The sequence below is a fragment of the Devosia sp. Root635 genome (assembly GCF_001427605.1).
In the GTDB taxonomy this organism is placed as follows: Bacteria; Pseudomonadota; Alphaproteobacteria; order Rhizobiales; family Devosiaceae; genus Devosia.
In genome coordinates, this window is sequence record NZ_LMGZ01000007.1 from 79,092 (window position 1) to 103,146 (window position 24,055).

The 24,055-nt window shown below is 63.3% G+C and carries 22 protein-coding genes; 15 read left to right on the forward strand and 7 right to left on the reverse strand.

Annotated elements, in window-relative coordinates:
• From ASD80_RS05090 to ASD80_RS05100, 3 genes are all read right to left on the reverse strand, one after another.
• Positions 1 to 792 carry an ABC transporter permease gene (locus tag ASD80_RS05090; protein ID WP_056229865.1) on the reverse strand — a complete coding sequence of 264 codons (792 nt, stop codon included), beginning with the start codon at positions 790 to 792 and terminating at the stop codon, positions 1 to 3.
• Positions 789 to 1,652 carry an ABC transporter permease gene (locus ASD80_RS05095; RefSeq protein WP_056229868.1) on the reverse strand — a complete coding sequence of 288 codons (864 nt, stop codon included), beginning with the start codon at positions 1,650 to 1,652 and terminating at the stop codon, positions 789 to 791. The genes ASD80_RS05090 and ASD80_RS05095 overlap by 4 nt, the downstream gene beginning before the upstream one ends.
• Positions 1,653 to 1,805: 153 nt before the next feature.
• Positions 1,806 to 2,915: an ABC transporter substrate-binding protein gene (locus tag ASD80_RS05100; RefSeq protein WP_056229871.1), complete on the reverse strand. Its 1,110-nt coding sequence runs from the start codon at positions 2,913 to 2,915 to the stop codon at positions 1,806 to 1,808.
• A 558-nt stretch (positions 2,916 to 3,473) separates the two neighbouring features.
• Between ASD80_RS05100 and ASD80_RS05105 the strand changes: the two genes are divergently transcribed.
• The 6 genes from ASD80_RS05105 (at position 3,474) to ASD80_RS05130 (ending at position 9,991) form a co-directional block, all read left to right on the forward strand.
• Entirely contained in the window at positions 3,474 to 4,736 is a 1,263-nt protein-coding gene (locus tag ASD80_RS05105; protein ID WP_056229873.1) for an imelysin family protein, read from the forward strand.
• 189 nt (positions 4,737 to 4,925) lie between these two features.
• A complete protein-coding gene (locus tag ASD80_RS05110; protein WP_056229875.1) occupies positions 4,926 to 6,392 on the forward strand; it encodes a di-heme oxidoredictase family protein in 1,467 nt (488 codons plus the stop codon).
• Positions 6,392 to 7,459 (forward strand): imelysin family protein, encoded by a 1,068-nt coding sequence (locus ASD80_RS05115; protein ID WP_056229880.1) that lies wholly within the window; start codon positions 6,392 to 6,394, stop codon positions 7,457 to 7,459. Before ASD80_RS05110 ends, ASD80_RS05115 begins: the two co-directional genes overlap by 1 nt.
• 1 nt (position 7,460) lies before the next feature.
• Positions 7,461 to 8,552 (forward strand): DUF1513 domain-containing protein, encoded by a 1,092-nt coding sequence (locus tag ASD80_RS05120; RefSeq protein ID WP_056229883.1) that lies wholly within the window; start codon positions 7,461 to 7,463, stop codon positions 8,550 to 8,552.
• Between the two features lie 44 nt (positions 8,553 to 8,596).
• The gene (locus ASD80_RS05125) at positions 8,597 to 8,995 is read left to right on the forward strand and encodes an aldo/keto reductase (RefSeq protein WP_082555068.1); all 399 of its coding nucleotides are present in this window, start codon (positions 8,597 to 8,599) and stop codon (positions 8,993 to 8,995) included.
• Positions 8,996 to 9,004: 9 nt separating this feature from the next.
• Positions 9,005 to 9,991 carry an aldo/keto reductase gene (locus ASD80_RS05130; protein WP_056229885.1) on the forward strand — a complete coding sequence of 329 codons (987 nt, stop codon included), beginning with the start codon at positions 9,005 to 9,007 and terminating at the stop codon, positions 9,989 to 9,991.
• A gap of 3 nt (positions 9,992 to 9,994) precedes the next feature.
• Here the strand turns inward: ASD80_RS05130 and ASD80_RS05135 are convergent, their stop codons facing one another.
• Together ASD80_RS05135 and ASD80_RS05140 are read right to left on the reverse strand one after the other, a co-directional pair.
• On the reverse strand, positions 9,995 to 11,443 hold the full coding sequence (locus ASD80_RS05135; protein WP_056229887.1) for an FAD-dependent monooxygenase: 1,449 nt from the start codon (positions 11,441 to 11,443) through the stop codon (positions 9,995 to 9,997).
• Positions 11,444 to 11,670: 227 nt separating this feature from the next.
• Entirely contained in the window at positions 11,671 to 12,690 is a 1,020-nt protein-coding gene (locus ASD80_RS05140; protein ID WP_056229890.1) for a substrate-binding domain-containing protein, read from the reverse strand.
• A 494-nt stretch (positions 12,691 to 13,184) separates the two neighbouring features.
• Between ASD80_RS05140 and ASD80_RS05145 the strand changes: the two genes are divergently transcribed.
• The 6 genes from ASD80_RS05145 (at position 13,185) to ASD80_RS05170 (ending at position 19,555) form a co-directional block, all read left to right on the forward strand.
• A complete protein-coding gene (locus ASD80_RS05145) occupies positions 13,185 to 14,453 on the forward strand; it encodes an ABC transporter substrate-binding protein (RefSeq protein ID WP_056229893.1) in 1,269 nt (422 codons plus the stop codon).
• Positions 14,454 to 14,539: 86 nt separating this feature from the next.
• Positions 14,540 to 15,520 (forward strand): carbohydrate ABC transporter permease, encoded by a 981-nt coding sequence (locus ASD80_RS05150; RefSeq protein ID WP_056229943.1) that lies wholly within the window; start codon positions 14,540 to 14,542, stop codon positions 15,518 to 15,520.
• Positions 15,520 to 16,365 carry a carbohydrate ABC transporter permease gene (locus ASD80_RS05155; protein ID WP_056229896.1) on the forward strand — a complete coding sequence of 282 codons (846 nt, stop codon included), beginning with the start codon at positions 15,520 to 15,522 and terminating at the stop codon, positions 16,363 to 16,365. Before ASD80_RS05150 ends, ASD80_RS05155 begins: the two co-directional genes overlap by 1 nt.
• Positions 16,366 to 16,377: 12 nt before the next feature.
• Positions 16,378 to 17,385: an ABC transporter ATP-binding protein gene (locus ASD80_RS05160; RefSeq protein WP_056229899.1), complete on the forward strand. Its 1,008-nt coding sequence runs from the start codon at positions 16,378 to 16,380 to the stop codon at positions 17,383 to 17,385.
• Between the two features lie 177 nt (positions 17,386 to 17,562).
• Positions 17,563 to 18,345, forward strand: coding sequence for a ThuA domain-containing protein (locus tag ASD80_RS05165; RefSeq protein ID WP_056229902.1), 783 nt, complete (start codon positions 17,563 to 17,565; stop codon positions 18,343 to 18,345).
• A 166-nt stretch (positions 18,346 to 18,511) separates the two neighbouring features.
• Complete coding sequence (locus ASD80_RS05170) at positions 18,512 to 19,555, forward strand: Gfo/Idh/MocA family protein (RefSeq protein ID WP_056229905.1); 1,044 nt, start codon at positions 18,512 to 18,514, stop codon at positions 19,553 to 19,555.
• Between the two features lie 109 nt (positions 19,556 to 19,664).
• On the opposite strand, the gene ASD80_RS05175 is transcribed toward ASD80_RS05170, so the two are convergent.
• On the reverse strand, positions 19,665 to 20,135 hold the full coding sequence (locus tag ASD80_RS05175; protein ID WP_056229908.1) for a hypothetical protein: 471 nt from the start codon (positions 20,133 to 20,135) through the stop codon (positions 19,665 to 19,667).
• A gap of 186 nt (positions 20,136 to 20,321) precedes the next feature.
• On the opposite strand from ASD80_RS05175, the gene ASD80_RS05180 reads away from it, so the two are divergent.
• Positions 20,322 to 20,573: a GlsB/YeaQ/YmgE family stress response membrane protein gene (locus ASD80_RS05180; RefSeq protein ID WP_056229910.1), complete on the forward strand. Its 252-nt coding sequence runs from the start codon at positions 20,322 to 20,324 to the stop codon at positions 20,571 to 20,573.
• A gap of 248 nt (positions 20,574 to 20,821) precedes the next feature.
• Here the strand turns inward: ASD80_RS05180 and ASD80_RS05185 are convergent, their stop codons facing one another.
• Complete coding sequence (locus tag ASD80_RS05185) at positions 20,822 to 22,426, reverse strand: bifunctional metallophosphatase/5'-nucleotidase (protein ID WP_056229912.1); 1,605 nt, start codon at positions 22,424 to 22,426, stop codon at positions 20,822 to 20,824.
• 312 nt (positions 22,427 to 22,738) lie between these two features.
• Here ASD80_RS05185 and ASD80_RS05190 point away from each other — a divergent pair, with 312 nt between their 5' ends.
• Entirely contained in the window at positions 22,739 to 23,200 is a 462-nt protein-coding gene (locus ASD80_RS05190) for a GtrA family protein (protein ID WP_056229915.1), read from the forward strand.
• A 65-nt stretch (positions 23,201 to 23,265) separates the two neighbouring features.
• Positions 23,266 to 23,913: a ThuA domain-containing protein gene (locus ASD80_RS05195; RefSeq protein WP_056229917.1), complete on the forward strand. Its 648-nt coding sequence runs from the start codon at positions 23,266 to 23,268 to the stop codon at positions 23,911 to 23,913.
• Positions 23,914 to 24,055: the final 142 nt, after the last annotated feature.

Below are 24,055 nucleotides of genomic sequence, written 5' to 3' on the forward strand. Positions count from 1 at the left end.
TCAATCGGTCCGGGCGGAAGTGCGGGGGGCGAAGCGGCCGAGCACGTTGATCATGCCCATGGCGCCCCAGGTGATGATGAAGGAGATGATGGCGAGCGCTGCCGGCTCATAGGCGCGGTTGGTGCCGATGCCAACGAGATAGGGGCCGAAGGCCGGGCGGTTGAGCAGGCTCGCTATGGTGAATTCGCCGATGACGATGGCGAAGGTGAGGAAGGCGCCGGAGAGGATGGCGACCAGGATATTGGGCAGGATGATGCGGCCGATGATCTGGGCCTGGTTGGCGCCCATGATCTGCGCGGCCTCGGTCAGCGTGCCGATATCGATGGTGCGCATGCCGTTGTCGACGGCGCGATACATGTAGGGGAGGGCCAGGGTGACATAGGCGCCGGTGAGCAGGATATCGGTGCCCAGCGCGCTGCCGGTGAAGGGGATGATGGAGCTGGAATTGTAGAGGCGGATATAGCCATAGACCAGCACCAAAGCCGGGATGACCAGTGGCAGCAGGGTGATGAATTCCATGAAAGGGCGCAGCCAGGGCATGCGCAGGCGGACGAAGTAGACCGCCGGGACGACGACGAGCACGCCGACGACGATGGTGACGAGGCCGATGACGACCGAATAGCCGAAGCTGGAGACGAAATAGGGATCGGCGAAGACCGAGGCATAGGCATCGAAACTGTAGGTGCCGCGTCGCATGCGCAGGGAGAATTCGAATGTGGCGAGTAGCGGCACGATGAAATAGGCGGCGCCGAGGGCGAAGGTGAGCCAGGCCCAGAAGCGGTTGGTCTTCATTTCATCCACCTCTCGGCGCGGGCGGCGACGACCAGATAGATGACATTGGCCAGCGAGGTGATGACGATCATGCCCAGCGCCAGGGCGGCGCCGAGGCCGGGATTCTGCAGGGCGTCGCCCCTGATCTGGTTGTAGAGCAGGACCGTCACGATGTTGAGGTTGGAGCCGGTCAGCGCCCAGGCGGTGGCGATGGCGCCGAAGGCATTGGCGAAGAGCAGGCTGAGCGTGCCGAGGAAGCTGGGCCAGAGAATGGGCAGGCCGACATAGCGCCAGAACTGAAACTGGCTGGCGCCGAGCATCTGGGCGGCCTCGTTCCACTCTTTCTTGAGGCCATCCACTGCGGGGGCGATGGTCAGCATCATCAGCGGAATCTGGAAATAGAGATAGGTGAGCGTGAGGCCCCAGAAGCTCAGCAGGTTGAAGCCTGAGCGGTAGATGTCGAGGCCGAGGAATTTGAGGACGATGGTGACGAGGCCGAGCCGGCCGAGCGTGGCAATGAAGGCAAAGGCCAGCGGCACGCCGGCGAAATTGGAGGCGACGCCGGAAAAGGTCATGACGGCAGAGCGCAATGGGGCGGGAAGGCGGCCGCGGATGATCGCGAGGACGATGGCGAGGCCGATCAGCGCGCCGAAAAAGGCGGAGGCGCCGGATATGCGGATGGAAATCCAGTAGGCGGCGAGAATCTGGTCGGTGAAGAGGCCGAAGATGTTGTCGAAGGTGAAACTGCCCGCGCGGTCGGTGAAGGCGGCGCCGATGATGCCGAGCGTGGGCAGGAAGAGGAACATCACCGCGAAGATGATGAAGGGGGCGACCGCAAGGGCGTCCCAGGGGATGCGGCGGGGGGATGCCGTGTTGGTCATGGTGACGTAGGATACCCCCTCATAGCCTCCCCCTATTAGGAGGAGGAATCCGCGCAATGGGTTTGGCACGAGAATGCCAAAAGCTCGATTGGCACCTCCCCCTTGACCCCTCCCCGCAAGGGGGAGGGTGTCGACTGAGAACTCAGTCGTTAACTACTGCACGCTGGCCCCAACGGTGGTGTCCCAGCCCGTGGTGATCGTGGTCTTGTTGGCGTTCTGCTCTTCGATCGACGGGAACACCGCCTTGGCGTAGTTCTCAGCGGCGGGGAGCTTGGCCATCAGGTCGTCGGGGAGGACGCCGGCTTCGGCCATGGCGCTGAAGCGGATGGGGTGGCAATAGCCGGCGAGCCAGCCGAGCTGGCCTTCGTCGGAATAGAGATATTCCATCCACAGCTTGGCCGCATTGGGATGCGGGGCATGGGCCGAGATGGCCTGGACATAGACGCCGGCCACGACGCCGTCGGACGGCACGACGACGTCGATCGGCGGGTTGCCGTTGAGGTTGTCGCGCGCGGCCAGCAGGTTGTAGTCCCAGTTGATGGCGATGGGCGTGGTGCCCTGGGCGATGGCGGCGGCCTCGGCATCGACGGGGACGAAATTGCCCTTGTCGTTGAGCGCCTTGAAGTAGTCGAGGCCGGCCTGGGCGCCGGTGGCGGCATCGGCCCCGGTGGAGAGACCGGCGGCGTAGACCGACAGGATGGCATTGTTGGCGGTGCGCGGATCACCGGCCAGGGCGACCGAATTGGCGAAATCGTCCTTCATCAGGTCAGCCCAGGAAGCCGGGTTGTCGCCGGTGATGATGTCCTTGTTGATGCCGAAGGCCAGCACGCCGTAATAGTCGCCATACCAGAAGCCATCGGCATCCTTGGCGTCATCAGGAATGTCGTCCCAGGTGGAGACCTTATAGGCCTGCAGCAGGCCTTCATCCTTGGCGGAGGGGCCGAAGGCCAGGCCGACATCGAGCACGTCGGGGGCCTGTGGGCCGGTATTGCCGATATTGGCGCGGATGGCTTCGATCTCGTCGGCCGAACCGGCATCGGGGTTCAGTTCGTTGATGGTGATGCCGGGATACTTGGCCTTGAAGGCCTCGATCACGCCGCCATAGTTGCACCAGGAGTGGGGCAGGGCGATGACGGTGAGCTGGCCCTCGGTCTTGGCGGCTTCGTACAGCGCGTCGAGATCGGCCTGGGCGAAGGCGGGGGCAGAAACGGCGAGTACGGCAAGCATCGAGACGGATGCGCCGAGGACGGTCTTGATGGACATGTTCAGTCTCCCTGAAAAGTCGTTCGCGAGCGCCCGTCTGGGGGCGTTCCGGCGAACTGAGGAGGCAAGTAGAGGGGTGGTATGACAGCGTGATGACGGTGTGCGGAACAGCGTATGACAGCCGCGCGGCGGCCGGCAACGCCCGCTATTCAACCGTTTGCGCGCGATCCTCCGTCCGAGCCGCATCCTCCCAGTTGCAATTGTGACAGTGACGGATTGTGAGAGTTTAGTCCAGATGGTCAAAAATTGGGGCGGGCGGGGGCAGGACCGGCAGTCGACACCCTCGCCTTGGAGGGGAGCGATCAAGGGTGGGGGTGTCGCGTTATCCACGCGCGTTGAGTTTGTGGAGGGTCCAACACCCCCGCCCTGCTCGATTCAGCGGATTTAGCTGAAGCTAAGTCCTATCTCGCTTCCCTCCCCTCAAGGGGGAGGGTGGGTCCGGTGGGTGGGCGAGATAGTGCCGACCACTTTAGACTTCTTCTAGAGTATTGAATTCCATTTGATTTTCTAACCTGAGAGGCGTAGTCCGGTTTTGAAATTCATCCTGGAGGATCGCCCATGATCTCGCTCGGCAAGCGCAATTTGCGCAGCTTCGCCATTGCTCTCACCTTGTCCGTGGCGCCGGTGGCCGCTTTTGCGCAGGCGCCGGCCGATGCCGACGTGCTGGCGAATTATGCCGATATCGCGCTGGCCGGCTATGAGGACGCGCTGAGCACGGCCAAGGCGCTGGATGTGGCGGTGGATGCGCTGATCGCCAATCCGAGCGAAGCGAGCTTGCAGGCGGCCAAGGATGCCTGGAAGGCGGCGCGCATTCCCTATCAGCAGACGGAAGCCTTCCGCTTCGGCAATCCGATCGTCGATGAATGGGAAGGGCGGGTGAATGCCTGGCCGCTGGACGAGGGGCTGATCGACTATGTCGATGCCAGCTATGGCAGCGAGAGCGACAGCAATGCGCTTTATGTGGCCAATGTCATCGCCAACCCGAAGATCATGATCGACGGCGTGGAACTGGATGCGACGGACATTACGCCGGCGCTGCTGCAGGACAATTTGCAGGAAGCGGCCGGTGTCGAATCCAATGTGGCGACCGGCTATCATGCCGTGGAATTCCTGCTGTGGGGCCAGGATCTGAACGGTACCGGACCGGGCGCCGGGGCGCGGGCCTATACCGATTATTCGACGGCCGAGCATGCCGACCGCCGCGCAGCCTATCTCAAGGCGGCATCATCGCTGCTGGTCAGTGACCTCGAGGAGATGGTGGCCAACTGGACGGCGGATGGCGCGGCAAGGGCGGCTTTGCCGGAACTGGGGATTTCGGCGATCCTCACGGGCATGGGCTCGCTGAGCTTCGGCGAAGTGGCGGGCGAGCGCATGAAGCTGGGCCTGCTGCTGCACGATCCGGAAGAAGAGCATGACTGCTTCTCGGACAATACGCATGTGTCGCATCTCAATGACGCGGTGGGCGTGCAGAATGTCTATCTCGGCAAGTATGTGCGGGTGGATGGCTCGGTGGTCGAAGGGCCGTCGCTGTCGCAGGTGATTGCGGCCAGGGACGGGGCGCTGGACACCGAAATCAAGGGCCTGCTGGAAGACACCGTGGCCAAGATGCACGTGATGGCCGACCGGGCCATTGCCGGCGAAGCCTATGACCAGCAGATCGCCGAGGGCAATGCGGAAGGCAATGCCGTGGTGCAGGCCGCGATCGACGGGCTGATCGCCCAGACGCGCGGTATCGAACGCGCCGTGGCGCTGCTGGAACTCGACGACGTGACGATCGAGGACAGCGACAGCCTGAGCAATCCGGACGCGGTGTTCCAGTAGTACCGGCGGGGCCATCGTCATCACCGGGCTTGTCCCGGTGATCCATCTGCCCAAGGGTGGATTGCCCCGACAGGCCGGGCAATGACGGCGGACCTGGGGGTGTGGGTCATTCCGGTCTTCGCCGGAATGACATCGCCGGAATGACATCGTGTTTGTTGCAAATCCGCGCAAAGCCGATAGAGCAGCGCCATGAAAACCCGTCTTACCCTTATCCTTGTCGTCCTGCTTGCCGGTGGCCTCGCCTTTGCGCAGGATGGGGCGGTGCGTGCCGACCTGACGGCGGCGGACCTGGTGCGGGTGCGGGCGGTGACCGCGCCGACGACAGATTTCTCGCGGGCGGAGAATTTCGAGGGTAAGCCGGCGGGCAAGGGGACAACGACCTTTGCCGTCAATGCCGACTCGTTCAGCCATTTCCTCGACAATCTGAGCTTCGAGCAGGAAGAGCAGTTCAAGCTGGGCAATGCCTTGTTTCGCAAGATATGGGTCAGCTCGCCGTCTTCGACGCAGGCGTCGGACGGGCTGGGGCCGCTGTTCAATGCGCGGGGCTGCCAGAGCTGCCACATCAAGGATGGGCGCGGGCATCCGCCGTTCGAGGGGCAGGCGGAGAATGTCTCGATGTTGCTGCGGCTGTCCGTGCCCGGCGGCGGGGGTGATCCCGTCTATGGTGGGCAGTTGCAGGATTTTGCCGTGCCGGGGCTCAAGGCCGAGGGACAGATCGGGATCGACTATGCCGAAATACCGGTGACGCTGGACGATGGCAGCGTGGTGAGCCTGCGGGCGCCGCATTATTCGGTGACCGATCTCAACTATGGGCCGCTGGCCCCGGACGTGATGATCTCGCCGCGCATCGCCAATCCGATGATCGGGCTGGGGCTGGTGGAGCAGATTCCGGCTGAGGACATATTGGCGCTGGCCGACCCTGAGGACGACGACGGCGACGGAATTTCCGGACGGGCCAACTGGGCGGTAGCGCCGGAAACCGGCGAGCCGGCGCTGGGGCGGTTCGGCTGGAAGGCAGGGGTTACCAGCATTCGCGCGCAGTCGGCCGCGGCCTTTGCCGGGGATTTGGGGATTTCGACGCCGCTGGTGAACGATCCGCATGGCGACTGCACCGGGAACCAGCAGGAATGCCTGGCCATGCCGACCGGCGAGCAGGCGCGGCTGGGTGTTTCGGAGGCGCCGGACCCGGTGCTGGACCTGGTGACGTTTTACGCGCAGACGCTGGGCGTGCCGGAGCGGCGGGACGTGGACGAGCCGGCGGTGTTGCGCGGCAAGCAGGCATTCTATGGGGCGGGCTGCGCGAGCTGCCATGTGCCCAAATTCGTCACCAGCCGCAATGGGGAGAATCCGGCGCAGCGGTTCCAGTTGATCTGGCCCTATGCCGATTTCCTGCTGCATGACATGGGCGAAGGGCTGGCCGATCACCGGCCGGAGGGGCAGGCGGACGGTTTTGAATGGCGCACGCCGCCGCTCTGGGGGATAGGGCTCACCGAAACTGTTTCGGGGCACACATTTTTCCTGCATGATGGGCGGGCTCGCGATCTCCCCGAAGCCATCCTGTGGCATGGCGGGGAGGCGCAGGCCGCGCGCGACGCGTTCGCTGCGATGTCCCGAACCACGCGCGACGATCTCGTCGCCTTCCTGGAATCGCTCTGATGCGCCTTGTGCTTATTGTCCTGATGCTGCTGGCGATTGCCCCGGCGGCGGCGCAGACCACCACGGTATCGCAAGTCCTGCAGACGGCGGTAACCCAGGTGATCCGGCCCGGCATGCTGGAATTCAAGGCGCGGGCCAGCGGGCTGCGCATTGCCATGAATGCGCTGTGCAGCGTTCCCTCCGAGGGCACGCTGGTCATCGCCAAGGGGCAGTTTCGGCAGGCGGCCCTGGCCTATGGGCGGATCGAATTCCTGCGCATCGGGCCGCTGATGGAGGACAACCGGGTCGACCGGCTCCTGTTCTGGCCCGACCGCAAGGGCATCGGGCTCAAGCAGGTGCAGGCGATTTTGGCCACGGAGGACGCGACGGCGACGAGCCTCGCCACTTTGCGCGGCAAGAGCGTGGCGGCGCAGGGCTTCGGGGCGCTGGAATTTGTGCTCTACGGCACAGGCGCCGAGGCGCTGCTGCAACCGGAAGGGGCGTTCCGCTGCGCCTATGGGCGGGCCGTGGCGGCCAATATCGCCCAGATTGCCGGGGAGCTGGCGGCGGGGTGGTTCGCGCCCGAGGGCATTGCCGGCCACCTGACAGCGCCGCAGGCGGACTTTGCCGATTACCGTAGCGAAAACGAGGCGCTGGAGGAGCTGGTGGGGCTGCTGTCGCATGGTATCGAGGCGACACGCGACACGCGCATCAATCCGTTCCTCGCCACCGCGGAACGCGCGGCGCGGCCGAAGGAGGCGCTGTTCTGGCGGGCGGGACTGAGCATGGCGATGATCCGCGCCAATGTTGACGGGATGCGACGGTTGCTGGAGCAATCGGGCATCGCCCGGGCGGTGGCCCAGAAGGATGCCGGGCTCGACAATTCCATCGACTTCGAATTCGGCAATGCCGTGCGGGCGCTGGACCTGGTGACATTGCCGGTGGAGCAGGCCGTGGCCGACGACAAGCAGGTGGCGGCGCTGAATTACCTGGTGATCGTCACTGGCTCGTTGCAGGCGCTGATCGGCGAGCAACTTTCGGCGGCGCTTGGCCTGTCGGTCGGCTTTTCTTCCCTCGACGGAGACTGACATGTGGCAGCGGCGGGCATTCCTCAAGGCGGCAGGCGCGGGCTTTGCGGCGAGCCTTCTGCCGCAGCAGGTGCTGGCGCTGGAGCGCAATGAGCTGGTTTTTGCCAGCTCGGTGCGGACGGCTGGCGGCGGCTATGGCGCCGTGCTGCTGGGGGAGCGGGGCGACCTGATCGCCTCCATTGCGCTGCCGGATCGCGGGCATGACATCACCATCAGCCGCGAGGCGGGGCGGGGCGTGGTGTTCGCGCGGCAGCCTGGAACCTTTGCGCTGGTGTTCGACCCGGCGGGACGCGAGGCGCCGGTGACGCTGACCAGCGTGGAAGGCCGGCACTTTTACGGGCATGGCGTGTTCTCGCCGGATGGGCGGCTGCTCTATGCCACGGAAAGCGATTTCGAGGCGGCGCAAGGCGTGGTCGGCATCTATGACGCCACCGACGGCTACCGGCGGATCGGGGAATTTCCCACCTATGGCACGGGCCCGCATGAAATGCTGCTGATGCCTGATGGCGTGACCTTCGTCGTCGCCAATGGCGGGATCGAGACGCATCCCGATTTTGGGCGGACCGAACTCAATATCGATACGATGGATCCTTCGGTGGTGTTCATCGACCGCCGCGACGGCAGGCTGGTGGGGCAGTTGCGGCTGGAGGCCGGGCTGCACCAGCTATCGATCCGCCACATGGCGATCGACGGGCGCGGCCGGGTGTGGTTCGGCTGCCAGTACAAGGGCGCGCCGGGCGAGAGCCCGCAACTGGTGGGCTACGCCACCATGGATGGGGCGATCGAGTTGGTGGAATTGCCGCCGGGAACGCTGGCCGACCTGCGCAATTATGTGGGCTCGGTGGCGGCCTCGGCCGATGGGGGCATGGTGGCGGTGTCTTCGCCCCAGGGGGATCTGCTGGTGGCTATCGACACCGAGGGCAAGCGCCCGGTGCTGGTGGAAACGCTGCGCAATGGCTGCGGACTGGCGGCAGACGGCGCCGGGTTCGTTGCGACCAGCGGCGATGGCGCGATGATCGGCATCGCGGGGGCTGAACGGGAGCGACAGAGCTTCGGCTTCCTGTTCGACAATCACGTGCTGCGCGTGGGCTAGGCGCGCCGCGATTTGTCCCGAAACCGGGGCCACTTTTGGGAGACATGATCGAGGTTCATCCCTATTTTCGGCAGAAGGCATTGCAGCGGTTGAATGCGCAGCACGGCATCCTGACCCAGGCATGGTCGCCGATCGGGGGGATCACCTTCTACCGGGGCAATGGCAGGAGTACGCTGGAAGACCCCGTGCTGCTCGATATCGCGCAGACGCACGGCAAATCGGCAGCGCAAGTGATGCTGCGCTGGCATCTGCAGGAGGGGCGCTCGGTGATCCCGAAATCGGTCAAGGCAGAGCGTATCGCCGAGAATTTCGACGTGTTCGATTTCACGTTGACGGCTGAGCAGGTCGCGATGATCGACGGGCTCGACACGGACAAACGCAGCGGCCCCGACCCGGACAGTATTACGCTGCAGACCTACAATAAAACCATTCCCGAAGCGTGAGGACAGCACATGGAAAAGCGGAAACTGGGCAGTGGCGGGCTGGAAGTCTCGGCAATCGGGCTAGGTTGCATGGGGATGAGCCAGTCCTATGGCTTGCCGATGGAGACCGGGGACGCGGTGGCGCTGATTCGGGCGGCATTCGAGCGGGGCGTGACGTTTTTCGATACGGCCGAGGTCTATGGTCCGTTCACCAATGAAGCGGTGGTTGGGGAGGCTTTGGTGCCGATCCGAAACCAGGTGGTTCTGGCGACCAAGTTCGGCATCGATATCGGCGGCACCAGCGGGTTTGGCGTCAACAGCCGACCCAAGCATATCAGGACGGTGGCCGAAGCATCGCTGAAGCGGCTGCGGACGGATCATATCGACCTGTTCTATCAGCACCGGGTCGACCCGAACGTGCCGATGGAGGATGTAGCGGGGACAGTCAAGGATCTGATCGCCGAGGGAAAAGTCAGGCATTTCGGGCTATCGGAAGCGGGCGTGCGCAATATCCGGCGGGCCCATGCGGTGCAGCCGGTGGCGGCGCTGCAGAGCGAATATTCGCTGTGGTGGCGCGAGCCGGAAGACGAGATCATGCCCGTGCTGGAAGAGCTGGGGATCGGTTTCGTGCCGTTCAGTCCGCTGGGCAAGGGGTTCCTCACCGGGGCGATCGACCAGTCGACGCGCTTCGTCGCCAGCGATTTCCGCAATACGGTGCCGCGGTTCACCGCCGAGGCGCGGGCGGCAAACCAGGCGATGGTGGATGCCATTGTCGCGATTGCCGGCGACAAACGGGTGACGCCGGCGCAGGTGGCGCTGGCGTGGCTGTTGGCGCAGAAGCCGTGGATCGTGCCAATTCCGGGGACGACCAAGCTGCATCGTATCGAGGAGAATATCGGAGCGGCCGGCGTGGACCTGACGGCCGAGGACCTGGCCGGCATCGAGGCGGCGACGGCCGGGATCGCGGTGCAGGGAGAGCGCTATTCTCCCCAACATGCGGCCCGCATCGACCGCTGAGACTCAACCGAACCAGGTGGCGAGGGCTTGATCCAGCCCCTGGTGGCCATGGTCGCCGACCCAGGCCACGTGGCCGTCGGGCCTGACCAATACGGCGCCGGGGGCGTTGACGACGCCGAGAACCGGCAAATCCCAGAGGCCGGTATAGCGGGCCTCGATCAATTGCACCCGGTCGGACCAGGCGGAAATGTCGAGGCTGCCGGGTGCGTCGAAATTGATCAGGATCGCCCGCGCCGCATGCAGCAGGGTGTAGACACGGACCGGGCCGCTGGCAGTCACCAGATCGAGGTCCGGCATGCGGCGGCCGAGCAGGGGATGGCCCGGACCGAAATCGTAGTGGATGCCGAGGCCCGACATTTCGGCGGCCATGTGCCCGCGGGGTTCATCCATGCCGAGCAGCTCGGACACCGTCTGCTTCAGCGCCTTGGTGCGATCGTCGCCGCGGCCAAGGGCGACCTGCGCCATGGTGTAGCGCAGCGCCCGTGCGACGGGGGGATGGCGCTCTGCCTCATAGGTATCGAGCAGGCTGGGGGACGATATTTTTCGCACCACCTGGGCCAGCTTCCAGCCGAGATTCACGGCATCCAGTACCCCCATATTGAGACCCTGGCCGCCGGCGGGATAGTGGATATGCGCAGCGTCTCCGGCCAGCAATATGCGGCCATTGCGGTAGGTGCCGGCCTGGCGCGTCATGTCGGTGAAGCGCGATATCCAACGCGGATTTGCGGCGCCGTAGTCGGTGCCGTAATGGGCGCGCAGAGCCGCCTTGAGGTCGTCGAGGCTCGGTTCGGCGGACTGGCCGGCAAACCGCTCGGTGAGGATGATGCCCACCAGCCCGGCATCGACCCGGCTGAAACCCTGGACGCCGACATCGTTGGTGCGCAGGCCCCATTCGGGTTCCTCGCTCAGTTCCACTTCGGCGATGAGGTTGCTGACTGTCGGATCGGAGCCGGGAAAGTCGATGCCGGCCAGCTTGCGGACCAGGCTGCGGCCGCCATCGCAGCCGATGAGATAGTCGGCGCCAAGCGAGCTGCCGTCGGAAAGGGCGATGTCGACGGATTGGTCGTCCTGGGCGAAGCCGATCACTTCGCGCCCGCGATAGAGGGTGACGCCCAGCTCGTCGATCCAGCCCGTCAGGATGCGCTCGAAATGCTGCTGCAACAGCGCCAGCCCGTAATTGTGGCGGGTGGGAAAGTCGCTGATGTCGAGCGAGGTGCCACCAAAACCGGCGACCTGCGCCGTTCGACCCTCGGCAAGAAAGCGGTCGGCTATGCCGCGCTGATCCAGCACTTCGATGGTGCGGGCATGCAGGCCGCGGGCTCTGGTGCCGGGGAAGGCGTGACCCGACCGCCGCTCGACGATGGCGGCATCGACCCCCGCCAGCTTCAGCTCGCCGGCCAGCATCAATCCGGTCGGACCGCCTCCGGCTATGACGACGGCGTGCTGGGTCATCGCGTTCTCCTTGCCTCTTCCGACAGAATTCCGCCGTCGGGAGGGGCAGAAATTACCCGGAATCAGGCGGTTGCCAATTCTTGAAGTGAACTGTTTTCGCACCAGATAAGAAATGGCGGGACGGCGCTAAAGCATGTCGCGATCTTTCAGATTCGCTCCATGCGCCTTAGGGCCTTGCTTCAGCGCATGTCTTTGTCCCGAAACCGGGCCACTTGCGGGAGACAGGCTTAGCGTTCCGATGCCGGCCCCGAGCTTTCGCGCAGCACCAGTTCGACCGGCCAGAGCTCGTGGATATCGGCGGCGGGCTTGCCGGCGAGCAGTTGCAGGATCAATTCGCCGATCCGCATGCCGGCCTGGCGGATCGAGGACCGGGTGGTCGACATGGTCGGGTACATGTTGTCGGCATTGAGATAGGGGAAGACGTCGTCGTGGGCGATCATCGACACGTCGCGGCCCAGTTCCAGTCCGGCCTGGCGGATGGCGCGGAACACGCCGAGCGCGGTCATCATCGAGCCGGCGAGGAAGGCCGTGGGGCGGGGGCGCAGCTCGAGCATGGATTGCGCCAGGCGGAAGGCGACTTCGTCGGTAAACACCGAATTGCCCATCAGCGCCGGATCGAAGGGCACGCCGCGGGCCGAGAGGGCGGCGAGATAGCCGATTTCGCGATGCTCGGCGAAGGTGCGGCCCTTGAGGCCGTTGAGCAACACGATGCGGCGGTGGCCGAGATCGAGCAGATGGCTGGTGGCGCGCTCGACGGCGCCGGTATTGTCGATATCGAGCCAGGCGACCGGCTTGCCGATATTGGTGCGGCCATGCAGCACGAAGGGAATCTTGAGCTCGAGCAGCATTTCGGCGCGCTCGTCCCGCAGGGTGGGGGAGTGGAGCACGATGGCGTCGACCTTCTGGCTGGCGGCGATCCGCCGATAGGCCGCCACCTCCTCGGCATAGGAATCAACGGTGGTGACGATGATATCGACTTCCTCGGTGCCCATGCGGCCGCCCATGCCGGCGAGGAATTCACTCATATGCGGGCCCAGTTCATCGGCGCCGCGCAGCACGAGGCCGACGGCGCCGGAGCGGCCCGTGGCGAGGCGCAGGGCGCTGGCATTGGGACGATAGCCCAGACGCGCCGCAGTTTCGGCCACGCGCAGGCGGGTCGCCTCGTTGACTTCGGGATAGCCATTGAGCGCGCGGCTGACAGTAGTTTGCGACAGACCGAGATGTTCGGCCAGATCCTTCAGTCTCATGGCTGCATTCGCCCCAGGCACGGCGTGACCAACGCTTGAGGGCAGCGCATTGCTGCGCGCGCCCGGTTCGGCCTGCCATAGGGCACACAGGTCGCCTTGAACAGCGGTTCCTGCTTCCTCCTCCGGTCATTATTCAAAGCGATTTCAAATTTTGATGCAAGGGGCGAAATCCACAGCGTTTTGATGAGGTGCGTACCTCAGTGGAAATGGCGGAGTTGTTTGCCGATGTAAGGTCAATGAGCGTGTAATCTATTGATTTATATGCGATATTTCATCGTGGCCCGCAAATTCGTTAAAATTGCGGCGACGAGGCGCTTGACAGAAATTCCGCGCTCTGGTTCTTTTTCATTCAAAGCGCTTTGGAAATGGAGGCGGAACAGCCGCCGACACAAGTGCTTTTGTGGGGAGGAGAAACCTTGCCGGGATCGGCGCGAACAGCGCAGGTCCGGACAGGCGCGCCTTCCCGACGTTTGGTTCATTCGGGAGGATATCTAATGAAAATCAACAAGCTGCTCGTCGGACTGATGATGAGCGTAACGCTGGTTGCGGGCGCCGCCCAGGCAGCCGAGCTGTCGATCGTGTCGGGTGACACCGGCAATGGCCTCGCCTTCCTGCGCAGCCAGCTCGACAAGTTCGAAGCCGAAACCGGCAATACCGTGACGGTTGTGCCGATGCCGTCCTCGACCTCCGACCAGTTCGGCCAGTACAAGCTCTGGCTCGCTGCCGGCAATGCCGATATCGACGTGTACCAGACCGACGTGATCTGGGCGCCCCAGCTCGCCGACCAGTTCCTCGACCTGACCGACGCCGCCAAGGACGTCGTGGGCAACCACTTCCCCTCGATCATCGAGTCGCAGACGGTTGACGGCAAGCTGGTTGCGCTGCCGGCCTTCACTGACGCGCCGGCCCTGTTCTACCGCAAGGACCTGCTGGAAAAGTACAACAAGGAAGTGCCGACCACCTGGGCCGAAATGACTGCGACCGCGCAGGAAATCATGGATGGCGAGCGTACTGCCGGTAACCCGGAAATGTACGGCTTCGTGTTCCAGGGCAATGCCTATGAAGGCCTGACCTGCAATGCGCTGGAATGGGTGAAGTCCTTCGGCGGCGGCCAGATCGTGGAAGCCGATGGCACCATCTCGATCAACAACCCGCAAGCTGCTGCTGCCATCGACATGGCTGCAACCTGGATCGGCACCATCTCGCCGGAAGGCAACCTGGCCTACCAGGAAGAAGAAAGCCGTGGCGTCTGGCAGCTGGGCAATTCGGTGTTCATGCGCAACTGGCCCTATGCCTACGCGCTCGGCAACAGCGATGACTCGCCCGTGAAGGGCCTGTTCGACGTGGCTCCGCTTCCCGCGGGCGAGGGTGAAGGCGCCGGCTCCGCCGCTACGCTGGGCGGCTGGAACGTCGCCGTTTCCAAGTACTCCCCCGATCCGGAAGAGGCGATCAAGCTCGCTCTGTTCCTGAGCTCGCCGGAAGTGCAGAAGGAACGCGCCATCAACCAGTCGAACCTGCCGACGATCCCGTCGCTGTATGAAGACGCCGACGTGCTGGCTGCGTCCCCGTTCATGGCCAACTGGAAGGCCATCTTCGAACAGGCCGTGCCGCGTCCGTCCGCTCCCACCAAGATCAAGTATAACGAAGTCTCTTCGCTGTTCTGGAGCGCGGTGCACAGCACGCTGTCGGGCAATGGTACTGCTGCCGAGAACCTTGAAGGTCTCGAAGCCGACCTGGCCGATCTCAAGGGCGACGCCTGGTAAGTCCTCCCAGCGCCCAACCAGAGCGGACGGCGGGCTAGCCCCGTCGCCCGCTTTGCGTAATGATGGTTAAAAACGGGGAGGTCGAAATGGCCACGGATGTGATGGCAACGCCCGTCGCGGCGACTGGCGGCAAGATCAAATCGGAGCTGATGCAGCAGCGCGTGCGCGCCGCACGGTGGTTCCTGCTGCCCATGCTTATCGCGCTTGCCGTGGTGGCAGGCTGGCCGCTTCTCCGCTCGATCTATTTCTCCTTCACCGACGCTTCGCTCAACAATATCGACGGTGCCGAGTGGATCGGCTTCGGCAATTATTTCCGCGTGCAGCAACTGGCCAGTGGGGCCGTGCGCTATCGTGGCCTGCTGGTCGATGCGGACTGGTGGAACGCGGTGTGGAATACCCTGCGCTTCGCGGCGACCTCGGTATTTTTCGAGGCCGTGCTGGGCATGGTGGTGGCGCTGGTGCTGAACGCCGAATTCAAGGGCCGCGGCATCGTCCGCGCCGCCATCCTGATCCCCTGGGCCATTCCGACGATCGTTTCGGCCAAGATGTGGAGCTGGATGCTGAACGACCAGTTCGGCATTCTCAATGACCTGGGCCTGCGGCTTGGCCTGCTGAGCCAGAAGGTGGCGTGGACCGCCACGGCCGAAACCGCCATGCAGGCGGTGCTGGTCGTCGATATCTGGAAGACCACGCCATTCATGGCTTTGCTCATCCTGGCCGGCCTGCAGATGGTGCCCAAGGATATCTATGAGGCCGCCGAAATCGACGGCGTGCATCCGATCAAGCAATTCTTCCGCATCACGCTGCCGCTGGTGAGGCCTGCCCTCATGGTGGCGATCATCTTCCGCCTGCTCGACGCGCTGCGCATCTTCGATCTGATCTATGTGCTGACGCCCAACAGCTCGGCGACCAAGACCATGAGCGTGCTGGCGCGGGAAAATCTCTTCGACTTCGACAAGTTCGCCTATGGCTCGGCCATGTCGACCCTGCTGTTCCTGATCATCGCCATCCTGACCATCGTCTATATCTGGCTGGGCAAGGTCCGGTTCGACGGAGGAGACCGCTGATGGGCGCGACATTCGATCTCTGGAAAATCACCAAGACCACGCTGTTCTATGCGCTGGTGGTGGTCATCGTGGTGGTGTCGGTCTTCCCGTTCTACTACGCCATCCTGACCAGCTTCAAACAGGGCACCGACATCTTCCGCATCACCTATTGGCCGGTGTCGTTCAGCCTCGAAAACTACCAGTCGGTGCTGAGCCAGGGCAGCTTCCCGCGCAATTTGTTGAACTCCATCTTCATCGCGTCGGTAACGGTTATCCTGGCCCTGTTCCTCGCAGTAACGGCGGCATTTGCGCTGAGCCGCGTGCGGTTTCGAGGCCGCGGTTTCCTGCTGATGGTCATCCTGGGCGTCTCGATGTTTCCGCAGATTGCGGTGCTGTCGGGGCTGTTCGAGCTGATCCGTGCACTGGGCATCTACAACACGCCCTGGGCGCTGGTCTTCTCCTACACCATCTTCACGCTGCCCTTTACCGTGTGGGTGCTGACCACTTTCATGCGCGACCTGCCGATCGAGATCGAAGAGGCGGCGATCGTGGACGGGGCATCACCCTGGGTGATCATCACCAAGGTCTTCATGCCGCTGATGTGGCCGGCTCTGGTGACCACGGGCCTTCTGGCCTTTATCGGGGCGTGGAACGAGTTCCTGTTCGCGCTGACCTTCACCTCATCGAACGACACGCGCACGGTGCCTGTCGCCATCGCGTTGCTGTCGGGCGGTTCGCAATATGAAATTCCGTGGGGCATCATCATGGCGGCCTCGGTCATCGTGACCGTTCCGCTGGTGGCACTGGTGCTGATCTTCCAGCGCAAGATCGTCAGCGGTCTCACCGCCGGCGGCGTCAAGGGTTAAGAGGGCTAACAAATGGCAAGTATCGAGCTTCGCAACATTCGCAAGGCCTTTGGCGCGGTCGAAGTCATCAAGGGGGTCGACCTCGAAGTCCGCAAGGGCGAGTTCATGGTGTTTGTCGGCCCCTCGGGCTGCGGCAAGTCTACGCTGCTGCGGCTGATCTCGGGGCTGGAAGACATCACCTCGGGCGAAATGCTGTTCGACGGCAAGGTGGTCAACGCGCTGGCGCCCTCCAAGCGCGGCATCGCCATGGTGTTCCAGTCCTATGCGCTCTATCCGCATATGACGGTCTACGAGAACATGGCGTTCGGGCTGACGCTCGAAAAGGGCCATGCCAAGGAAGAAATCCAGCAGCGCGTGGAACGGGCTGCGGACATGCTGCAGATAAGGCAATATCTCGATCGCCTGCCCAAGCAGCTCTCGGGCGGCCAGCGCCAGCGCGTCGCCATCGGCCGCGCCATTACCCGCGACCCCAAGGTGTTCCTGTTCGACGAACCGCTCTCCAACCTCGACGCCGCGCTGCGGGTGGCGACGCGTATCGAAATCGCCAAGCTGCATGAAAGCATGGACCATGTGACCATGATCTATGTGACGCATGACCAGGTGGAAGCCATGACGCTAGCCGACCGCATCTGCGTGCTGCGCGACGGGCTGGTGGAGCAGGTAGGTACGCCCATGGAGCTCTACGAGAACCCCAATTCGGTGTTCGTTGCCGGCTTTATCGGCTCGCCCAAGATGAACTTCATCAGTGGTGACAAGGCCAAGGCCTACAATGCCGAGACTGTGGGCATCCGCGGCGAGCACATTACCATCGTGCCCGATGGCGGCAAATGGAGCGGCACGGTGATCCATACCGAAAACCTGGGCGCCGACTCCTATGTCTATCTGGAGATGGGCACGGAAGAGCCGGTGGTTGTCCGCCTCGATGGCGCCAATGACTACAAGAGCGGCGACACGGTGCATATCGCGCCAATGGAAGACAAGATTCATCGCTTCGACGGAGCCGGCAAACCGATCCGCTGAGCGGGCAAAGCCGGCGGTGGCCACATAGCCGCCGCCGAAATCATCCACCATGTCCTTCCCGCGCCAGCGGGAACCTCCGTCGTTGTGACCGGGGTTCCCGTTTTCGTGGGCGTGACATGGAAACCAACGGAATGGCCGGTGCCTCCCCACCGGACCAACCAATTTAGGAGACTATCCATGCCGATCCGTACCCTGATCTGGGGCGAGAACGTCCACGAACAGAAGAACAAGATCGTTGCCGACAACTATCCCAGCGGCATGCACAACCAGATTGCGAAACTGCTGAGCAGCGACGGCAATATCGTGACCAGGACCACGACCCTGCAGGAGCCCGAGCATGGCTGCACGGTCGAGGCGCTGGCCGAAACCGATGTGCTGGTGTGGTGGGGCCATGCCGCCCATGGCGAGGTGCAGGACGAAATCGTCGAGCGCATCGCCAAGCGCGTCTGGGAAGGCATGGGGCTGATCGTGCTCCATTCGGGGCATTTTTCCAAGATTTTCAAGCGCCTGATGGGATCGCCCTGTGCGCTGCACTGGCGCGAGGCGGGCGAGCGCGAGCGGCTGTGGGTGACCAATCCGGGCCACCCGATCGCCAAGGGTCTGCCGGCCTATTTCGAACTCGAAATGGAAGAGATGTATGGCGAACCCTTCAGCGTACCGGAGCCGCTGGAAACGGTGTTCGTGAGCTGGTTCCAGGGCGGCGAAGTGTTCCGCAGCGGCCTCACCTATCGGCGCGGCGCCGGCAATATCTTCTATTTCCGCCCCGGCCACGAAACCTATCCGACCTATCATGACGATACGGTGGGCCTGGTGCTGCGCAATGCGGTCAACTGGGCTTACAACGCCAACCAGCATCCCGAATTGCTCGATGCGCCCAATACGCCGGTGGATGAGGCGATCGAAAAGATCGTGGAGCGCGGGCCCAAGCTGCATCACGGGCGCGAAGAGGGTTTTCGCTGACGGGCTATCGCGCGCCGCATGCTCGATGTCACCCCGGCCTTGAGCCGGGGTCCATCCCGAGATGGCAGGCGCGGCACGGTTTCAGGATGGATCCCGGCTCAAGGCCGGGATGACATCGCGTTTTTTGAGGCATAGCGGCTACTGGGCCGCATAGGGAAGTACGAATATGCGGATCCTCATTCTGGGAACCGGCGGCATGGCCAATCAGCATGCCAAGCATTTTGCCGATATCGAGGGCGTGACCCTGGCGGGTGGCGTGGACGTCGATCCGGCGCGGGTCGAGGCGTTCTGCACGACGCATAACATCGAGCGGGGTTTCGGCTCGCTGGATGCGGCGCTCGCCTGGGGCGAGTTCGATGCGGTGGCCAATGTGACGCCTGATAGTGTGCACTATCCCACGACCATGGCGGCGCTGGCGGCGGGCAAGCATGTGTTCTGCGAAAAGCCGCTGGCGACCGACCATGCCAAGGCCATGGAAATGACCGAGACAGCCGAGCGGCTGGGCCTGGTCAACATGGTCAACCTCACCTATCGCAATGTGAGCCAGCTGCAGAAGGCGCGCGAAATCGTGCAGTCGGGCGCGGTGGGCAAGGTCAAGCATTTCGAGGCGAGCTACCTGCAGTCCTGGCTGGTCTCCAAGGCCTGGGGCGACTGGCGCACGGAGAGCCAGTGGCTGTGGCGGCTTTCCAAGAAGCACGGCTCCAATGGCGTGCTGGGCGATATCGGTGTGCATATCCTCGACTTCGCCGCCTATGGCGCTGGCAGCGATTTTTCCAAGGTGTTCTGCCGGCTGGAGACGTTCGACAAGGCCGAGAACAATAGAATCGGCGAATATGATCTCGACGCCAATGACAGCTTCGCCATGACGGCGCAGCTGGAGAATGGCGCATTGGGCGTGATCCATGCCACGCGCTGGGCGACCGGGCATTTCAACGAATTGCGGCTGCGCGTCTATGGCGAGCTGGGATCGGTGGAAATCCAGCACCGGCATGACTGGTCCAAGCTGTTCACCTGCCTGGGCGATGACGCGGAGACCGGCACCTGGACGGAAGTTGCGGTGGACGCCGTGCCGACCAACTACATGCGCTTTGCCGATGCGGTGAAGGCCGGCAAGACGCTGGAGCCCAGCTTCCGCCACGCCACCAATATCCAGAAGGTGCTGGACCTGGCGACGGTGACCGACCGGGACCGGATGGAACATACGGTGTGATTTTGGTCTCGTAGGGACGCGCAGGCATGGTGGTTGTGCTCATCGCCTCCCTCCCCCTGGGGGGAGAGAGGTCCGGTGGATGTGGTGAGATCACCACTGCATGCAAGCCTTAGCCGCGGTCGTCCACATAGACCGTGACCGAGCTATCGGCATTGGTCTTGACGGCGACAACGTCGCTGCTGGCATAGCCTTCGGCTTCGAGCTTGGCCTTGATGGCGGCATTGCCATCGATATTGGCGTGGAGGCTGGTCATGCCTTCGGCATTGGCCGACAGGGCTTCATCAAGCGCGGTGCCGCCGGCGGCCGCATCGCCTTCGAGCGAGGAGAGCAGCACGATGCTGACCTGGGTTTCCTCGGTCACGGCCGCCAGATCGACGGCGGCAGAACCGGCAATGGACGAGGTCACCGCGTCATAGGTGTCGGTCATTGCCCCGGCGGTCGCATCAACCGCAGCGTCGACGGCCGGGGTTTCGACAGTCACACCAGCGCCGACATCCACGCCCACATCCTGCGCCAGGACGGGCAGGGCGGCCGCGGCCAGCAAGGTAGCAACGGTGGTTGCGAGAATGGTCTTTTTCATTTTTGAAACTCCTTGGTGGGTTGTGCCCCCCACTTGAACAGCGACCCAACGGCTGGGGCGGCGAGGAGTTGCCTGCAATCCGATCACAATCGGAACTTAATCGTCGTGGCGTCGCGAGTGATGCAGGCTTGCAACCCGAAGCCAGGCTTCCGACTTATCCAGGTGACCAACAATGGAGCGTCGAACATGGGTATCATCTGGGCCATCATCATCGGGTTTTTCGCAGGGCTGATCGCCAAGTGGGTCACACCGGGCGACAACAAGCCGAGCGGGTTCATCCTGACCGCCGTGCTGGGCATTGTCGGCTCGGTGCTGGCGACCTGGCTGGGCCAGGCCGTCGGCTGGTACGGGCCGGGCGACGGGGCCGGGTTCATCGCCTCCATCGTGGGCGCGGTGATCATCCTGCTGGCCTGGGGACAGATCGCGCGGCGGGCTTAGCAGCGAAGGTTTTGGCTGACCCTCCCCTCTCCCCTTGTGGGAGAGGGTGGAATCCGCGTTCAGCGGATTTCCGGGTGAGGGGTCCTGCGCCATCCCATGCTTCACTGCCTATGGATAACGCAGCGCCCCCTCATCCGCCCTTCGGGCACCTTCTCCCACGAGGGGAGAAGGGGAAGGCGCCGGACGCTCAAATGAACTCAAAAAAAGGGCGCCCATCGGGCGCCCTTCGTGTTTCGGGATTGCCGGGATCACTTGATCTCGGTGATGCGGCCGTCGGTATAGGGGGTGTAGGTGCCGCCCTGCTTGGCGATGTAGTCGGCCACCACTTCTTCCAGCGGCGGGCCGAAATCGTAGGGGTTGTCGCCTTCGGCGAAGGTGCCGTAGCCGTCGCCGCCGCCACGCACATAGTTGTTGGTGACGATGGTGTAGGTCGCGGCTTCGTCGATCGGCACCCAGGCGTCGCCCTCGCCCTTGACCAGCACGTCGCTGACGCGGCTGCCGGCCGGTTCGGCCAGGTTGAAGCTGTATTTGAGGCCGGCGACCTGGGCGAAGCGGCCGGCGCCGTTTTCGACATCGCTGACGCCGTTTTCGAGCGCTTCGATGACATCGGCACCGCTGATCTGCACGGTGGCCAGGGTGTTGGAGAAGGGCAGCACGGTGATCACGTCGCCCTTGGTGATGTCGCCGGCATCGATGGAGGCGCGGATGCCGCCGCCATTCTGGAAGGCGATGGTGGCGCCCTGGTCGGCCACGCGGTCGAGAATGGCATCGGCGAGCAGGTTGCCCATGGAACATTCCATGGCGCGGCAGACTTCGCGGGAGCCTTCGATGGCCTCGGTGGTGGTACCGATCACCACGCCCATGGCCGCCTGGATGGGACCGGCGAGTTCGGCCAACTGGCCGGCAAAGTCCTCGTTGCCCTTGACCGAGGCGTCGATCAGGAAGGGTTGGCCTTCGGCCTTGGTGACGACGCCATTGTCGTCCCAGGTGATGGCGATATCGCCGAGATACTTGCCATACTGATTGGCCTGCACCACCGGCACTTCGACGCCATCGGGGTTGGTCACCATGGTCGGGTAGGGACCGGCGGCGCCTTCCATGGAACCGAGCAACGAGTGGCTGTGGCCGCCGACGATGACGTCGACCAGCGGCAGGGCCGCGGCCAGGTCCATGTCGACGGTGTAGCCGATATGGCTCAGCAGGATGATCTTGTTGACGCCGGCGGCGTCCAGCGCTTCAGAGGCGCCGCGAACATACTGGATGACGTCGGTGAATTCGACATTGGGGCCGGGCGAGGCGATTTCCGGCGTATCCTCGGTGGTGGCGCCGATAATGCCGATCTTTTCGCCGCCCACTTCGAGGACGATGGAGCCCTTGATCTTGCCGCGCAGGTTTTCATCGCGGGTGACGTCGAAATTGCCGCCGATGATGGGGAATTCCGCGGCGTCGATGAATTTCATGAATTCTTCGGGGCCGTCATCGAATTCGTGGTTGCCGGTGGCGACCACGTCAAAGCCCATCTGGTTGAAGAAGTCCGAAACGACCTTGGACTTGTAGGTGGTGTAGTAGAGCGAGCCCTGGAAATTGTCGCCGGCCGAGAGCAGCAGCGTATTGCCATCGGCAAGGCTGGCGCGGGTGTCGTCGATGATGGTCTTGAGGCGGGCAATACCGCCGAAGCATTCGCCGGCCGCGTCGGTTTCGGCGTCGCAGTTGGAATCGGTGCCCGTGATGGGGTCGAAGCGGGAGTGGAAGTCGTTGATATGCAGGATGTTGAGCGTGAAATCTGCATAGGCGGCGCCGGAAAATCCAGCGCAGAGGGTGAGCGCCGTGGCGCCGAGAAGTAATCTTTTCATCCCTGTATCCTTTTTGATTGCTTTGACTTCAGACCAATTCCCGCAGCTCGGGCGATGCCAAACGGAGCCCTCCGTCCGGCCACGGCGATAGGGATGAGTTAACCAGTCTTTTGTGACAGTGAAAAGTGGACCTTTTGGTCAATTTTCGGCCCTGATACGCGGTTTCATGCAGGCCATGCGCAAACAGGGGTTCAACATCCGTCAACCATGACGCAAAACAATGCGGCGGGGCGGCATGGATAAACCGGCGGGAAAGACAGCGGGACTTAAGGTTCCGTGGGGACTTGCCGACAACGAGGAATTCCATCTGCCATGAGCGCAGCCCTGCAAAGCCTGATGCGCGATATACCTGCCTCGCAGCCGGGCGCGCCGCTATTCGGCGGACTCATTGCCTTCGTGGCCATCGGCGGCGCGGGCGCGGCTGCTTTCGTCGTGCTGTCGAGCAGCATGATCTGGCTCGATACCGGGCTGGCCGACTGGCTGGTCAATACGGCGAGCTATGCCAGCCTCATCCTGCCGGTCTATCTGCTGCATCGGCGCTATTCGTTCCAGTCCGACGCGCCGCATGGGCAGGCTTTGCCGCGCTATATGGCGGTTCAGGGCATGGCGCTGCTGCTGGCAGCACTGTTTTCCTTCGTCGTGCATGGCGTATTTTCCATGCCGACCGTGCCGGCCTCGATGCTGGTGATTGCCCTGACATCGGGGGTCAATTTCATGGTGCTGCGGAGCTGGGCCTTTGCCCGTGCGCAGTGGGGCATAGTGCTTCCGGCGTGATGCCGGGGTTTCAATAGTAACTCAGTCGGGTATTCTCCGCGCCGTTGATTTGCGGAGTCTGCGGCATGAAAAGTGCATTGATCGTCTATGGCGGCTGGTCCGGGCATGACCCGGAGGAATGTGCCGCCATCTATCGCCGATGGCTGCATGAGGACGGTTTTTCGGTACGCACCGCCACCGAGACCAGCGCCTTCGCCGATCCGGCCATTCACGACCTGAGCCTGATCATTCCCATTTTCACCATGAGCAAGATTGCCAAGGAAGAGGTGGAGAACCTGACCAGGGCGGTCGAGGGCGGGGTGGGCCTGGCCGGCCATCATGGCGGCATGAGCGACGCCTTCCGCGAGGCGGTGGACTATCAGTTCATGGTCGGCGGCCAATGGGTGGCCCATCCGGGCAATATCATCGACTATACCGTCGACGTGGCCGATCCTCTCGATCCGGTCATGGCCGGGATCAAGTCGTTTCCCTACACGTCCGAGCAATATTACATGCATGTCGACCCTTCCAACCACGTGCTGGCGACGACGACGTTCAGCGGCGAACATGCGCCGTGGATCGCGGGCGTGAAAATGCCGGTGGCGTGGAAGCGCATGCATGGCAAGGGAAAGGTGTTCCACTCGACGCTGGGGCATCAGGCGAAGGAATTCGACGTGCTGGAAATGGCGACGATCATGCGGCGCGGCATGAACTGGGCGGCGCGGGAGGAGTAGGGGCGTCGACAACAGACGTTGCACAAATACCGATCGTCAGCCTCGGGCTTGACCCGAGGGCGTTACACTTACCGAAACTGCACAAGTGCAGAGCCCTCGGGTCAAGCAACTGTCGATTGTTTGACGATAGCATTGAGGATGG

Excerpts from the sequence above, each read along its gene's own strand:
- ASD80_RS05110 (WP_056229875.1), top strand. The coding sequence starts at position 4,926 with ATGAAAACCCGTCTTACCCTTATCCTTGTCGTCCTGCTTGCCGGTGGC.
- ASD80_RS05160 (WP_056229899.1), top strand. The coding sequence starts at position 16,378 with ATGGCAAGTATCGAGCTTCGCAACATTCGCAAGGCCTTTGGCGCGGTC.
- ASD80_RS05135 (WP_056229887.1), bottom strand. The coding sequence starts at position 11,443 with ATGACCCAGCACGCCGTCGTCATAGCCGGAGGCGGTCCGACCGGATTG.
- ASD80_RS05180 (WP_056229910.1), top strand. The coding sequence starts at position 20,322 with ATGGGTATCATCTGGGCCATCATCATCGGGTTTTTCGCAGGGCTGATC.
- ASD80_RS05100 (WP_056229871.1), bottom strand. The coding sequence starts at position 2,915 with ATGTCCATCAAGACCGTCCTCGGCGCATCCGTCTCGATGCTTGCCGTA.
- ASD80_RS05170 (WP_056229905.1), top strand. The coding sequence starts at position 18,512 with ATGCGGATCCTCATTCTGGGAACCGGCGGCATGGCCAATCAGCATGCC.
- ASD80_RS05175 (WP_056229908.1), bottom strand. The coding sequence starts at position 20,135 with ATGAAAAAGACCATTCTCGCAACCACCGTTGCTACCTTGCTGGCCGCG.
- ASD80_RS05140 (WP_056229890.1), bottom strand. The coding sequence starts at position 12,690 with ATGAGACTGAAGGATCTGGCCGAACATCTCGGTCTGTCGCAAACTACT.
- ASD80_RS05195 (WP_056229917.1), top strand. The coding sequence starts at position 23,266 with ATGAAAAGTGCATTGATCGTCTATGGCGGCTGGTCCGGGCATGACCCG.
- ASD80_RS05125 (WP_082555068.1), top strand. The coding sequence starts at position 8,597 with ATGATCGAGGTTCATCCCTATTTTCGGCAGAAGGCATTGCAGCGGTTG.
- ASD80_RS05165 (WP_056229902.1), top strand. The coding sequence starts at position 17,563 with ATGCCGATCCGTACCCTGATCTGGGGCGAGAACGTCCACGAACAGAAG.
- ASD80_RS05115 (WP_056229880.1), top strand. The coding sequence starts at position 6,392 with ATGCGCCTTGTGCTTATTGTCCTGATGCTGCTGGCGATTGCCCCGGCG.
- ASD80_RS05155 (WP_056229896.1), top strand. The coding sequence starts at position 15,520 with ATGGGCGCGACATTCGATCTCTGGAAAATCACCAAGACCACGCTGTTC.
- ASD80_RS05095 (WP_056229868.1), bottom strand. The coding sequence starts at position 1,652 with ATGACCAACACGGCATCCCCCCGCCGCATCCCCTGGGACGCCCTTGCG.
- ASD80_RS05145 (WP_056229893.1), top strand. The coding sequence starts at position 13,185 with ATGAAAATCAACAAGCTGCTCGTCGGACTGATGATGAGCGTAACGCTG.
- ASD80_RS05185 (WP_056229912.1), bottom strand. The coding sequence starts at position 22,426 with ATGAAAAGATTACTTCTCGGCGCCACGGCGCTCACCCTCTGCGCTGGA.
- ASD80_RS05090 (WP_056229865.1), bottom strand. The coding sequence starts at position 792 with ATGAAGACCAACCGCTTCTGGGCCTGGCTCACCTTCGCCCTCGGCGCC.
- ASD80_RS05190 (WP_056229915.1), top strand. The coding sequence starts at position 22,739 with ATGAGCGCAGCCCTGCAAAGCCTGATGCGCGATATACCTGCCTCGCAG.
- ASD80_RS05130 (WP_056229885.1), top strand. The coding sequence starts at position 9,005 with ATGGAAAAGCGGAAACTGGGCAGTGGCGGGCTGGAAGTCTCGGCAATC.
- ASD80_RS05120 (WP_056229883.1), top strand. The coding sequence starts at position 7,461 with ATGTGGCAGCGGCGGGCATTCCTCAAGGCGGCAGGCGCGGGCTTTGCG.
- ASD80_RS05150 (WP_056229943.1), top strand. The coding sequence starts at position 14,540 with ATGGCCACGGATGTGATGGCAACGCCCGTCGCGGCGACTGGCGGCAAG.
- ASD80_RS05105 (WP_056229873.1), top strand. The coding sequence starts at position 3,474 with ATGATCTCGCTCGGCAAGCGCAATTTGCGCAGCTTCGCCATTGCTCTC.